Origin of the sequence: Saxibacter everestensis (assembly GCF_025787225.1) — a bacterium.
Classification (GTDB): Bacteria; Actinomycetota; Actinomycetes; order Actinomycetales; family Brevibacteriaceae; genus Saxibacter; species Saxibacter everestensis.
In genome coordinates this window covers 911870-924794 of sequence record NZ_CP090958.1, presented here as the reverse complement: position 1 = coordinate 924794, position 12925 = coordinate 911870, and the positions used below count along the sequence as shown (strand labels likewise).

General features: G+C 63.7%; 12 protein-coding genes and 2 tRNA genes. 2 read left to right on the top strand and 12 right to left on the bottom strand.

Annotated elements, in window-relative coordinates; all coding sequences use genetic code 11:
• Window positions 1-53: 53 nt before the first annotated feature.
• Window positions 54-647, bottom strand: coding sequence for a 3-isopropylmalate dehydratase small subunit (leuD, locus tag LWF01_RS04530; RefSeq protein ID WP_349639852.1), 594 nt, complete (start codon window positions 645-647; stop codon window positions 54-56).
• Window positions 648-689: 42 nt separating this feature from the next.
• A complete protein-coding gene (leuC, locus tag LWF01_RS04525) occupies window positions 690-2123 on the bottom strand; it encodes a 3-isopropylmalate dehydratase large subunit (protein ID WP_349639851.1) in 1434 nt (477 codons plus the stop codon).
• 126 nt (window positions 2124-2249) lie between these two features.
• On the opposite strand from leuC, the gene LWF01_RS04520 reads away from it, so the two are divergent.
• Window positions 2250-2969, top strand: coding sequence for an IclR family transcriptional regulator (locus tag LWF01_RS04520; RefSeq protein WP_349639850.1), 720 nt, complete (start codon window positions 2250-2252; stop codon window positions 2967-2969).
• Between the two features lie 195 nt (window positions 2970-3164).
• Here the strand turns inward: LWF01_RS04520 and LWF01_RS04515 are convergent.
• The 6 genes from LWF01_RS04515 to LWF01_RS04490 all read right to left on the bottom strand — a co-directional run bounded on the left by LWF01_RS04515 (window position 3165) and on the right by LWF01_RS04490 (window position 7217).
• Window positions 3165-3237 (bottom strand) — tRNA-Glu (locus LWF01_RS04515).
• A gap of 76 nt (window positions 3238-3313) precedes the next feature.
• Window positions 3314-3385, bottom strand: a tRNA-Gln gene (locus LWF01_RS04510).
• A gap of 114 nt (window positions 3386-3499) precedes the next feature.
• Window positions 3500-4354 (bottom strand): alpha/beta fold hydrolase, encoded by an 855-nt coding sequence (locus LWF01_RS04505; protein ID WP_349639849.1) that lies wholly within the window; start codon window positions 4352-4354, stop codon window positions 3500-3502.
• Between the two features lie 4 nt (window positions 4355-4358).
• Complete coding sequence (gltX, locus tag LWF01_RS04500; protein ID WP_349639848.1) at window positions 4359-5834, bottom strand: glutamate--tRNA ligase; 1476 nt, start codon at window positions 5832-5834, stop codon at window positions 4359-4361.
• A 32-nt stretch (window positions 5835-5866) separates the two neighbouring features.
• Complete coding sequence (locus LWF01_RS04495) at window positions 5867-6664, bottom strand: fumarylacetoacetate hydrolase family protein (RefSeq protein WP_349639847.1); 798 nt, start codon at window positions 6662-6664, stop codon at window positions 5867-5869.
• Between the two features lie 25 nt (window positions 6665-6689).
• The gene (locus tag LWF01_RS04490) at window positions 6690-7217 is read right to left on the bottom strand and encodes an adenine phosphoribosyltransferase (protein WP_349639846.1); all 528 of its coding nucleotides are present in this window, start codon (window positions 7215-7217) and stop codon (window positions 6690-6692) included.
• Between the two features lie 149 nt (window positions 7218-7366).
• On the opposite strand from LWF01_RS04490, the gene LWF01_RS04485 reads away from it, so the two are divergent.
• Window positions 7367-8290, top strand: a complete 924-nt coding sequence (locus LWF01_RS04485) for a 3-methyladenine DNA glycosylase (protein WP_349639845.1) — start codon at window positions 7367-7369, stop codon at window positions 8288-8290.
• A gap of 7 nt (window positions 8291-8297) precedes the next feature.
• Here LWF01_RS04485 and LWF01_RS04480 read toward each other — a convergent pair whose 3' ends face one another.
• The 4 genes from LWF01_RS04480 to thyX all read right to left on the bottom strand — a co-directional run bounded on the left by LWF01_RS04480 (window position 8298) and on the right by thyX (window position 12836).
• Window positions 8298-9167 carry a DUF1206 domain-containing protein gene (locus LWF01_RS04480; protein WP_349639844.1) on the bottom strand — a complete coding sequence of 290 codons (870 nt, stop codon included), beginning with the start codon at window positions 9165-9167 and terminating at the stop codon, window positions 8298-8300.
• Window positions 9168-9198: 31 nt separating this feature from the next.
• A complete protein-coding gene (locus tag LWF01_RS04475) occupies window positions 9199-10845 on the bottom strand; it encodes a hypothetical protein (protein WP_349639843.1) in 1647 nt (548 codons plus the stop codon).
• Window positions 10846-10926: 81 nt separating this feature from the next.
• On the bottom strand, window positions 10927-12015 hold the full coding sequence (gene cds1, locus LWF01_RS04470; protein ID WP_349639842.1) for an L-cysteine desulfhydrase Cds1: 1089 nt from the start codon (window positions 12013-12015) through the stop codon (window positions 10927-10929).
• Between the two features lie 35 nt (window positions 12016-12050).
• Window positions 12051-12836, bottom strand: coding sequence for an FAD-dependent thymidylate synthase (gene thyX, locus LWF01_RS04465; protein WP_349639841.1), 786 nt, complete (start codon window positions 12834-12836; stop codon window positions 12051-12053).
• Between the last annotated feature and the right edge of the window lie 89 nt (window positions 12837-12925).

The window sequence follows — 12925 nt, the reverse complement described above, 5'->3', positions numbered from 1 at the left end:
TCCTTCCCGGTGAAAAGTCACCGGGATAGACTTTACCCGCTTTTCGATGCCGCTCAGAGCGAGAGCGTTTTTGGACGCCAGGCAGCGCGCCGCGCTTCGAAGTCTGTGATTTCGTCCTCGTGGCGCAGGGTCAGGCCGATGTCGTCCAGGCCCTCGAGCAGGCGCCAGCGGGTGTAATCATCGATCTGGAACGGAACGGTGAGGGTGTCGCAATGCACGATGCGGGCTTCTAGATCGACCGTCACCTCGGTGCCCGGATGATTCTCCAGGATCTTCCAGATCAGCTCGATGTCGTCCTGCGCCAGCTGGGCAGCGACCAGCCCCTGCTTGCCCGAATTGCCCCGGAAGATGTCCGCGAACCGGTTCGAAAGCACTGCCTTGAAGCCATAGTCCTTCAGCGCCCAGACCGCATGCTCACGGGAGGACCCGGTGCCGAAATCGGCGCCGGCCACCAGCACAGAACCGTTCCTGAACGGTTCCTGATTCAGGACGAAATTCTCGTCCTGACGCCATGCGGAGAAGAGCCCGTCCTCGAAGCCCGTGCGGGAGACCCGCTTCAGATAGACGGCGGGGATGATCTGATCGGTGTCGACGTTGCTGCGGCGCAGCGGCACACCGACTCCGGTGTGCGATGAGAACTTTTCCATGATGCTTAATCCTTTTACTTACTTGGCGTCCGCGAGCTTTACTTACTTGGCGTCCGCGAGTTCCGCGGCGACGGGTACCAGGTCGGCGGGTGACGACAGCGTGCCCCGCACGGCCGTGGCGGCAGCTACCTGCGGGCTGACGAGATGGGTACGACCGCCCTTGCCCTGCCTGCCTTCGAAGTTTCGATTCGAGGTTGAGGCGGCACGCTCTCCCGGCTTCAGCTGGTCCGGATTCATCCCAAGGCACATCGAGCAGCCGGCAAACCGCCATTCGGCGCCGAAGTCCTTGAACACCTGGTCGAGGCCTTCGGCCTCCGCCTCGAGGCGCACCCGGGCAGATCCGGGAACGACCATCACCCGGACACCGTCGGCTTTCGTGCGGCCCTTGACGATATCGGCAGCGGCACGCAAATCCTCGATCCGGCCGTTGGTGCATGAGCCGAGGAACACTGTGTCGACCGCAATGTCCTTCAGCCTGGTGCCGGGCTGCAGATCCATGTACCGCAGCGCATTCTCCGCCGCGACCCGGTCGCTTTCGTCGGCGAAGTCCGCAGGGTCGGGCACATTGGCCGAAAGCGGCAGTCCCTGGCCGGGGTTCGTTCCCCAGGTCACGAACGGCTCGATATCTGCGGCCTGCAGCACAACCTCGGCATCGAAAACCGCGTCGTCGTCGGTGTGCAGTGTCTTCCAGTACTCGACGGCGTCATCCCAGTCGGCACCGGTGGCGGCGTGATCACGGCCATTGACGTAGTCGAACGTCGTCTCGTCAGGCGCAATCATGCCGGCTCGTGCGCCGGCCTCGATCGACATATTGCAGATCGTCATCCGGGCTTCCATGCTCAGCGCCTTGATCGCTTCGCCGCGATACTCCAGCACATAGCCCTGGCCTCCGCCGGTGCCGATCTTGGCGATAACGGCCAGGATGATGTCCTTGGCGCTCGACCCTTCCGGCAGATCGCCCTCGATCAGGATCGACATGGTCTTGAACGGCGCCAGCGACAGCGTCTGGGTAGCCATGACATGCTCAACCTCGCTGGTGCCGATGCCGAAGGCCAGCGCACCGAACGCGCCGTGTGTCGAGGTGTGCGAGTCGCCGCACACAACAGTCATACCCGGCTGCGTCAGGCCCAGCTGCGGGCCGACAACGTGAACGATGCCCTGCTCGGCATCGCCAAGTGAATGAATCCGGATGCCGAATTCCTTCGCGTTGTTCCGAAGCGTCTCGATCTGCGTCCGCGAGGTGAGATCGGCAATAGGCTTGTCGATGTCCCAGGTCGGCGTGTTGTGGTCTTCGGTCGCGATGGTCAGGTCGCGGCGGCGCACCTGGCGGCCGGCCAGGCGCAGGCCCTCGAACGCCTGCGGTGACGTGACCTCGTGCACGAGGTGGAGATCAATGTAGAGAGTGTCCGGTGTTCCATCCTCACCTCGACGCACGACGTGTGCGTCCCACACCTTCTCAGCCAGTGTCTGGCCCATTGAGTCCTCCTTGGCAATACCTAGCAATTGAACGAGCAAGCCGCGATGGCGGCGAATTAACACTGTAGAACGCCGTAATGCGCCTTCGGATTTGCATCTCACGCTTCGAGACGGCAATATCGTCCTATGGACAATAGTAGCGGAGTTGGCGTCATCGACAAGGCGGCCACGGTGCTCTCGGCCCTGGAAGCCGGCCCGGCAAGCCTTGCCGAATTAGTGGCAGCCACACAGCTGGCCCGGCCCACGGCCCATCGACTGGCGGTCGCCCTGGAGCACCACAGGCTGGTCAGCCGAGATCTACAGGGCCGGTTCGTACTCGGGCCCCGGCTGGCCGAGCTGGCGGCCGCAGCGGGCGAAGACCGGCTGCTCGCAACCGCAGGCCCGGTCCTGAGCACGCTCCGGGATAGAACCGCCGAAAGCGCCCAGCTGTACCGCCGGCAAGGCGATGTGCGGATCTGCGTTGCCGCGGCAGAACGTCCGATCGGCCTCCGGGACTCGATTCCGGTCGGCGCGACGCTCAGCATGCAGGCTGGCTCGGCAGCCCAGGTCCTGCTGGCCTGGGAAGAGCCGGACCGTCTGCACCTCGGGCTTCGCGGAGCCAGGTTCAGCGCCACCGTCCTATCCGGCGTCCGGCGCCGTGGCTGGGCGCAGAGCGTTTCCGAGCGGGAAGCCGGCGTTGCGTCTGTCTCCGCGCCGGTCCGCGGGCCGAGCGGCCGGGTTGTTGCGGCGGTGTCCATCTCGGGCCCGATCGAACGCCTCACCCGCCAGCCCGGTCGCCTGCACGCGCCAAGTGTGGTCAACGCGGCAAATGCCCTGACCGACTCCCTCGCCAAGTCCAGCGTCTGAGTCCTCGCCCCTGGCGACAGACCGCGAGCCCTGTGCAAGACCGCGCGCGCATTCAGACCCGTTCCTGCACGCAGCTCGCGATCCTGATCGAGGGCCGGCCGGAAGTTCGCGTTCTGGCTCGCGGGCAGACGTGTTCTGGCTCGCCGCCAAACCAAAAAGAAGCCCGTCTCCATTAATGGAGACGGGCTTCAGCTGTACCCCCGAGCAGATTCGAACTGCCGTTACCGCCTTGAGAGGGCGGCGTCCTAGGCCACTAGACGACGGGGGCCTTTGCTGCTTCGCGGATGCGAGGCAACCTGCAAGAACGCACATCATGCTTTCGCACTTTGCGTTGCTCCTGCGAGCTGGGGTACCAGGACTCGAACCTAGACTAAATGAACCAGAATCACTCGTGCTGCCAATTACACCATACCCCAACAGGGTATAACCCGCGCTAAACCGAAGTTGTTTTTCGCAAGTCGTACCGTCGAAAAACATTACCGGATGAACGCCCTTTCGCCAAAACGAGATCGACCGTCAGCGCCAATTTGTTAGGCACGCCACATTTTCGGCCGGCTGCCTGCGCATGCTTCGAGTCCGTTGGTTGCGCCTACGTTGAGCTCGACCCGATCGAGCCAATCGCCCAGCAGCGTCTCCGTGCGCTCTGGCTGATCCAGGTGCGCGTTGTGGCCCGCGTCCTCAAGCACTGCGCTTACCGCCTGCGGATAGTGCTCCAGCAGGCGCTCAACGTCCGAGTAACCGACGACATGGTCCCGGCGACCGGTAATGAACACGACGGGCCCGCCAAAGGCCGGCGCGGATGCTTCCGGATCACGGCTGAGCGAATATCGGCCGGCAATTCGAGCTGTGGCCCGCCGGTCCCGGCACCGTAGGCCGGGCAAGACCCAGGTGCGGAATCGTTCGAAGTTCTCCGCGGACTGAATCACGGCGATGTCGGCGTACTCCGCTGCATCGTCAGGATCCAGCCCCGATAGCAGATCGGCATCCTCGACCACGACGGATCGCGGCGGCACCGTGCGGCCCGCCGCGTCGGAGATGACCACAGGACAGAGCAGGGCCAGGCCGGCCACCTGGTCACCGAAGACCGAGGCAACGTGACGGGCGATCAAGCCGCCAAAGGAGTTGCCGAGAACCGCGAAGCGCTGATCCCCGATCTCCGCCCGGACGAAGTCCACGACGGATGCCGCGACGGCGTCGGCGCTGTCGATTTCCGGTCCGGCGACGGTGTGTCCCATTCCGGGCAGGTCGACATAGATTCGTCGCCACCCGGTCCTGGGCTCGAACAGCGGTTCCAAGCTGAGCAGCAATCGATGATCGACGCAGAAGCCGTGGATCATCAACAATGGAGTGCCGCTGCCTTTGCCGACGTGGTGCACTCGGGTCACCCCATCAGCCCAGCTTGCCGGCCAGAGCCCGCAACCGGGTCAGCGTCGACTCCCGGCCGAGGATCTCCATCGACTCGAACAGCGGTGGCGACACCCGCCGGCCGGAAACCGCGGTGCGCAGCGGCCCGAAGGCCAGTCGTGGCTTCATCCCCAGCCTCTCGACCAGTTCCGCCTTCAGCGCGGTCTGCAAGGCCTCAACGGTCCAGTCGTCCAGTTCATCGAGGACAGCGATACTGCTGGTCAGCACCTCGGCCGGATCACCCTTGAGCCCGGCGAGCGCGTCCTCCTGGATGTCGAGCGCCGCATCGGAGACGAACAGGAAGCCCAGCATGTCGGGTGCCTCACCCAGCAGGGCGATTCGCTCCTGGATCAGCGGCGCAGCATCGGTCAGGATTTGTTCCTGTTCGGCGCTGAGCGACTCCCCCAGATATCCTTCCGCCTGCAGGTACGGCACGAGCCGGGCGCGGAAGGTCTCAGGATCCAGCAGCCGAATCTGCGATCCATTGATCGCCTCGGCCTTCTTCTGGTCGAAACGCGCGGGATTGGGGTTGACGTCCTGGATATCGAACTTCTCGATCAGTTCGTCGATGGAGAACACGTCCCGATCGGGGCCGATCGACCAGCCAAGCAGCGCCAGGTAGTTCAGCAGGCCTTCCGGAATGAACCCCCGGTCACGGTGCAGGAACAGGTTCGATTCGGGATCTCGCTTTGACAGCTTCTTATTGCCCTGGCCCATCACGTACGGCAGGTGGCCGAACTGCGGGACGATCTCCGCAACGCCGACAGCGATCAGGGCCTGGTACAGCGCTACCTGTCGTGGTGTGGAGGAGAGCAGGTCTTCGCCGCGGAGCACGTGGGTGATGTCCATCAGGGCATCGTCCACGGGGTTGACCAGCGTGTAGAGCGGTTTGCCGTTGGCACGCACCACGACGAAGTCCGGAACCGATCCGGCCGGAAATGTGATCGTGCCGCGGACCAGGTCGTTGACGACTATGTCCTCGTCCGGCATCCGCAACCGGAGCACCGGGTCGCGACCCTCGGAGCGGAAGGCCTCTTTCTGCTCCTCGGTCAGTTCGCGATCGAAGTTGTCGTAGCCAAGCTTGGGGTCGCGCCCGGCAGCCTTGTGCCGCGCCTCGACTTCGTCCGGGCTCGAGTATGACTCGTAGACGTGCCCGCCGGTCACCAGTTTGTTGATCACGTCGCGGTAGATGTCCGCGCGCTGCGACTGGCGATACGGCTCATGCGGGCCACCGACCTCTACACCCTCGTCCCAGCCCAGCCCGAGCCAGGACAATGCCTCAAGGAGCTGCTGGTAGCTCTCTTCGGAATCCCGGGCGGCATCGGTGTCTTCGATTCGGAAGACCAGCTTGCCGCCGGTGTGCCGGGCATAAGCCCAGTTGAAAAGGGCGGTGCGGATCAGGCCGACATGAGGCGTGCCGGTTGGCGAAGGACAGAAACGGACGCGTACATCGGAGCTCACTTTGTGACAGCTTTCTGGTGTTGGGGGAAGGTCTAGTCGAGAACTGGATTGCTGAGGACGCCGATGCCCTCGATATCGATTCGGACCCGCTGGCCGGCAACAATCTGTCCGACCCCGGCCGGCGTGCCGGTCAGGATGACATCGCCGGGAAGCAGGGTGATCATCTCGGAAACGTAGGAAATCAGATCGGGCACGTCGTGGATCATTTGCGAGGTTCGGCCGTCCTGTTTGAGGTCGCCGTCAACCCAGGACCGGATCGCAAGGTCTTCGACATCCAGGTCGGTTTCGATCCACGGCCCGAGCGGGCATGACGTGTCGAACCCCTTGGCCCGTGCCCATTGGCCGTCGGTCTTCTGCAGGTCTCGTGCGGTGACGTCATTGGCGATGGTGTAGCCGAGAATGCAGTCCTGCGCACGTTCGCGCGGCACGTTCTTGCAGATTCGTGAGATGACGACGGCGAGTTCCGCCTCGTAGCTGACGTTCTCCGAGCGTGCCGGCAACCGGATCGGGTCGTCCGGTCCGATTACCGCTGTGTTCGGCTTGAAGAACATCAGCGGTTCCTTTGGCACTTCATTGCCGAGTTCGGCCGCGTGTTCGGCGTAGTTGCGGCCGATGCCGACTACCTTTGACCGCGGAATAATCGGCGCGAGCAGACGCACGTCGTCGACCTTGACCCGCTGACCGGTCGGCTCGGCCGGCGAGAAGAAGGGGTCGCCGGACAGCACAACGAGCTCGAGGTTCCCGAAGCCGTCGGCGTCGTCAGTCCTCAGATCGCCTTCGACGATGCCGTAGTGGGGTTCATCTTCCAGGGTAAATCTCGCGATACGCACGCCCCCAAGCCTACTGCCCCGGCTATCACCCCGGCAGGGCAGCCAATGCGTGCACCGTGCGGCCGGCCAGGTTCGCCCGGCCGGAGAGTCCCTCGAGTTCGAGTACGACCCCGATGCCGGCGACGGTGCAGCCCGCCTCCTCAAGCAGTTCGCAACTGGCCCCAAGTGTGCCGCCGGTTGCGAGCACGTCATCGAGCAGCAGTACCCGGGCGCCTGCGGCAAGCCCGTCCGGCTGGATCTCCAGCGTCGCAGTGCCGTACTCAAGGTCATAACTGTGCGCTAACACCCGGCCCGGCAGCTTGCCGGCTTTGCGAATCGTGATCACGCCGAGGCCCGCCGCGTAGGCGGCCGCAGACGCCACCAGGAATCCCCTGGCCTCTACGCCTGCGACAGCATCGATTGAGCCGGCGAAGGGGGCAAGGAGTTCGTCCGTGACTGCCCGGAATGCCGATGGATCGGCGAATACCGGCGTCAGGTCGCGGAAGGTGATTCCCGGTTTCGGGAAACCGGGAACGCTGGCGGTTAGATCGTGGATTTGCTGCTGGGCGGTCATAGCGCCCAACCATATCCGGCCTGGACGCCCGCGCTTTTCCTCGCCCGGGCCTCCGAGGTCCGGGTTCCGAAAGGTAGATGGCTGCAGAACCTCACGATCTGCCTGGCGCTCGTTTCCGAGCCAGTCCCCGCTGCGGGCACAATGGGGCTATGCACGGTAATGGTTCGCACCTCGCTTCGACCAGCGGCGACGCCGGCCTCTCGCGGCCACGGCTCAGTCCGGCCGAGTGGCGCGCTCGGGAGGCAGCGCATCTGGAGCGGGCGACCGCACTGACCGAGGCGCACCTGGCCAGGCGCTCCCGGGCCGAAACGCACCCGGTGCAGGACTTTCTATTCACCTACTATCCGTTCAAACCGGGCCAGTTGAAGCGCTGGCACCCGGGTGCGGAAGTTGAGCTCGTCGGCGCCGCCGAGCGTGCCGATTGGCGCTGGTACTCGGTCGATCCGGCTGGAACGGCGTCCGTCGATGCCGACAGGTACCTGGCCGATCGCGGCGATGGGCTGCTGTTCATCCGGGAGCTGTTGCTGAACACGAGCGAGCGGCGGGCGGAGTTCGGCTGCTTCGGCTTGCACGAGTGGGCGATGGTGTACCGGCAGTCAGATGACGATGTGCGCCACAATGGTGTGCCGCTACGACTGGGCTCCGATGGAACCGACGCGGTCGTCGAGCGGCACCGGATTCGTTGCAGTCATTTCGATGCGTTCCGGTTCTTCACCGACGAAGCCGCGCCGATGAACGAATTCCAGCCGACCCGGGAGCGGATGCGCGAGCTGGAGCAGCCTGGGTGCCTGCACGCCGGCATGGACCTCTACAAATGGGCCGCGAAACTCGGGCCCCTGGTGCCCGGGGAACTGCTGCTCGACTGCTTCGACCTCGCCCAGGACATTCGTGAACTGGATATGCGGGCTTCGCCATATGACCTGAGCGGCTGGGGCTATGTTCCGGTGGCCATCGAGACACCGGACGGTAAGGCCGCGTATGTTTCCGCGCAACGGGAGTTCGGCGACCGCGGCAACCGGCTAAGAGCTCGTTTGCTGGCCGCGCTGGAAGCGATCAACGTGGCGCCGCGCTGAAGCTTCTTTACATCTTGCCCGTCTTGGTCCGCCCCATCAGGTAAAGGCCGAAGACGATGACGCCGAGCCCAACGATGATCAGCAGCACCGATCCGGCCGGAGAACTGCCCAGCGTCTTCACCGCGGCGTCGATACCCTGAGCCTTTTTCGGATCGGCGGTAATCGCTGCGAACGCAAACAGGATCCCGACCACGCCGAGTGCTACGCCTTTGGCTGGATAGCCGATCGTGCCCAGCCACACCACGGTCCTGCCCAGCGTGCTCGATGTGTCCTTGAGTTGCTCACGATGCTTCTGCCGCAGGCCCTTGACCACGTAATACACGCCGACGCCGAGAATGATCGCTCCGCCGACAATCAGCACGCCCTTGCCCGCAGTCGACTGCATCAACTGGGCACTGACGCCGCTGCTCTGTTTTCCGCTGTCTTTGCTGCCACCAAGTGCGAAGGTCAGGGCGCTGGAACCAAGTGCGAAGTAGACAATCGCCTGGCCAAGCGATTTTGCCCTGTGTTTCAGCTTCTCCCGGTCTTTCGCCGCCCTGGCGCCGAACAGAATCTCGGTCACCTGCCAGAGGCCGAGGGCAAAAAACGCGCAAACTGCCACCCAAAGCACGGCCGCTCCGCCGGGTTTGCCAGCTATCTCTGCCAACGCCCCGGTTTGGTCGGCGTTGCCTCCGCTGCCGCCGAAACCGATGCGCAGGGCCAGTAGCCCGATCAACACATGCAGTAGCCCGGAGAAGAAGAAGCCCCAGCGGCCGACTGTTTCCAGAGTCTTGCTGTCCCCCGCCTGCCGCGCCGCGTTACCGGCCTGTTTTCCGGCGTGGGCGGCGGATTCCGATGCATCATCCGCGGCGTCCTTGGCTCCCTTACCCGTCACCATGACGTTTCCTCCTTAGTTGAACGCGGGCTCATCATTGATAGGAGACAAACCACGGCTTGGGATCAATAGCGTACGTCTGCTCGGGCGAGAATGTCGGCTTGTCTTCGTCATAGAAGTTTTTCCACCCCATCCAGACCGACTTCGGCAGGCCTTTTTGCAACGCCTGCCACGTCGACATCTTCTCCCCTGGGCTGCCGTGCCCGTCGGCGTGCAGTACGATTGCGAGTTCCTCGCGGGATGTGTCGAGCCGCTCGCGATCCTGGATCATCTTCAGTTTGAACTGGTGCAGCGTGAAAACCTTCTGCGGAAGCTTGTTCTCCCGGGTGAGGTCGGCCAGCCAGTTCAATACCTCGTTGACCTCCTCAACTTTCACCGAGCCGACCTGCGCCAGGTGCTTCTGGTTCGACTTCAGACGCCACTCCGGGTCCAGGGCAAGTCCCACGTTCGGACGCTTGAGCAGGTCCTCGTAGAGCTTTGCCTGGGTAAGGAAATCGGTGCGCCCGGGCTGGATATCGAGCACCACATAAACGCCAGCCTTCTCGGCGGCGTCGATCCACGGCTCGATGTCCTTCGCCGGGGTCTCATAGGAGTAGTCGCCGTCCTTGCCTTTGGCAGCGGATGCAACCGTGGCGATCAGTTCGAAGGTGGGCACCACCGGTTCTTCGCTGTGCTTCTGGTAGCTTTTGGCGACCTTCTTTGCCCGGGCGATCGATTCATCGATGCCCTGCTCACCGAGCACTCCCATCGACTTCGTGCCCGGGTGGCCGTACAGCGCAATCATTCGTCGCCCCGGAAACACCGTCTGGCCGCCGCCGGGGAGCTGGTATCCGGTTTGAGCGCTTTCCAGCCGGTACTGAACCACCGATTCGGGACCGATGCCGATGCCGATAACCGGCTTGTCCTGACGCTTATGAACCGCGTCGATAACTTCCTGCGAACCGAACACGTTTTCGCTGTCGGCGTTGAGAACCGGCGAGTTTGCCGCCCGGGCCGTCGCCAGGGCGGGGGCGGCGGCGGTGCCCTGCCGGCCAGCGACCACCGTAGCGTCCACCGACTTTGCCGACGCGGCTGTATCCGGGAGTTTCTCATCCGAGGGTTCGGTCGTGGTGCGCCCGGCCGTATCGGCATCCTGAACGCTGATCAGGCCGAGCTTATCGCGCTGCAGCGCGGCCACGCTCTGCTGCAGTTCGTTTACCTTGCTGTCGGCCGGCGTAGCCTTCAGACCCAGGTTCTTGTCGAAACCCTCGGCGCTGTCCGGTCCTGCAACGACCGTGCGATCGCCGGTGTAAGGCTGCCAGCCGCCCGTCGGCGAGCCGAATGCCACGACGGTGCCGGACCCCAGTCGATCGAGCTCGGCAGCGATGGGGCCGGTGTCGCCGGAACCTCGCTCGGCGACAATCAGCGGAACGCCGAGGCCGACTGCGGCAGTCGAGGCGTGTCCGATTGCGGCGTAATCCCCGTCCACCGCAACGACAACTGTTGGGCTCGTCTTGAAGAACCGCCCACTTGCCGCTATCGACATTTCCGCGGCGGAGCCATCAATCACGGAAACCTTGTCCCGGACTGCCGCCAGCGTCGGGGACGAAGGCGCTTCCTGCTCGGCGGTTGCGGTACATCCGCTGACAACGAGTGCCAAAGTCAGTAAAATCGCTGCCGGCCTGGTGATCCGCCACCCCATAGATTGCTCCTTATTCGTGAAACGGCTCAGTCGGCCGAGTATGTCTTCTCCTTTGTCTGCCACGGCTTCCCGCGGCACGGCTCAGGCGGTAAACGATCCGGTGGCAAGCAAGCCCGCGATCTGCTGTTCGTAGGGCTCCGGCTGTAGTCCCTTGGCGGCCAGCCACTCGTCATCGTAGTAGGTCGTGGCGTACAGATCTCCGGCGTCGCACAGCAGTGTGACGACACTGCCGCGTTCGCCTCGCTCAAGCATCTGCGCAATCAGGGTCCACACTCCCCACATGCAGGTCCCGGTGGACCCGCCCACGCTGCGGCCGGTGTACGCCGCCAGCTGGCGCATCGCGGCGATGCTGGCGGCATCCGGCACCGGGATCATCTGATCGATGACGGTCGGGATGAAACTAGGCTCCATCCGCGGACGGCCGATCCCCTCGATTCGAGAAGGCATCCCGGTCGAATAGTCGCTGATGTTGTCGGCCCAGCCCGGATAGTACGAGGAGTTCTCCGGGTCGACGACTGCCAGCCTGGTCTGATGCCGCCGATAGCGAATGTAACGGCCAATCGTGGATGACGTCCCGCCAGTTCCTGCAGCCACCACGATCCAGCTCGGAATCGGATGCCGTTCCAGCTCGAGCTGTCCGTAGATCGATTCGGCGATGTTGTTATTGCCACGCCAGTCGGTGGCCCGTTCGGCATAGGTGAACTGATCCAGGTAATGGCCATCGCACTCGGCGGCGAGCCGCTCGGCCTCCGCGTAGATATCCGGCGCGGCATCGACGAAATGGCAGCTGCCGCCATACGCCTCAATCCGGGCAATCTTCACCGGACTCGTGCTGCGCGGCATCACCGCGACGAAAGGCAGGCCGATCATCCGGGCGAAGTAGGCCTCGGACACGGCTGTATTGCCGCTGGTGGCTTCGATCACTGTCGTGCCTTCGCGTAACCAGCCGTTGGACAGCGCGTATAGGAACAGCGACCTGGCCAGGCGGTGCTTCAGGCTGCCGGTCGGGTGTACCGACTCGTCTTTGAGATAGAGGTCGATCCCCCACGACTCCGGCAGCGGGATCTGGTGCAGGTGGGTGTCCGCCGAACGTTGCGCATCGGCCTCAACCTTCCGGATTGCCTCGGAACACCAATCCCGGTCCGCGGCGCTGCATTGAAAGGAAGTCATGGTTAACAGTCTGCCTGACTCGCCCGGTGCCCGGCCTATGCCTTGCGCGTCCCGGGAATCCAGCTGCCGTCTTCGACGGTGTAATCGGCAAAGATAGCTGGCGCCTCCTGCTTCATGATGTCGGCGACCTGGCCGAACACCAGACGAATTTCCTCTTCTGCTCCCTTGGCGGTGCGCATTTCGATAACGTGCCGCAGCGAGCGCAGGTTTGCGGTGTAGACAATGCCCGTGGCGAGGCCTTCTGGCGCGAACCGCCGCATGAACGACGTCTTGTGCTTCTTCTCCGAGAACGGCAGGCCTGCCTTGTCGAGATCGAAGTGCCCGGCCATCCACTTCTGGTGCTCTTCCATCTGGTCGAGCAGCTTGAGCGAACGCTCCATCAGTTCGGGGTCTTCCTTGGCCCAGTCCGGGAACCAGAACGGCAGGTCCTCCAGCCGCACGAAGCGCAGCGACTCCTGGCTGTAGGCACATCCGGCCCGATGCCGGATCAGCTCATGGGTGTAGACCCGCGAGACATTGTGCAGGATGAATGTGTAGTTCGCGTGCTCCATCACCGAGCCATGCTGCGAGGAGATAACGTTCGCCAGGTACGAAGAGGAGTCGGTGCGCACTTTGGAGACATTCGGGTTCAGCCCGGGCTCCCAGGACCGATAGCACATCCGTCCGGAGAACTCGACCAGATCCTCACCATCGGGGCTATCCGCCTCCTGGACACGGTCAGCCCAGGTGGTGCCGCCGACCTCATCGAGGTATCCGCGAATGGCATCCCAGTCGATTTGAGGCTTGGCAATGAGCTGAACGCTGGGCTGAACCTGACGCAAGGGTACTCCAGGGAATGAAGACTATTAGGACGCGTGCCCGATGGGCACTGAAAGCCAGATTACCGTAATACCGTCGGGCCCTCGGGTAC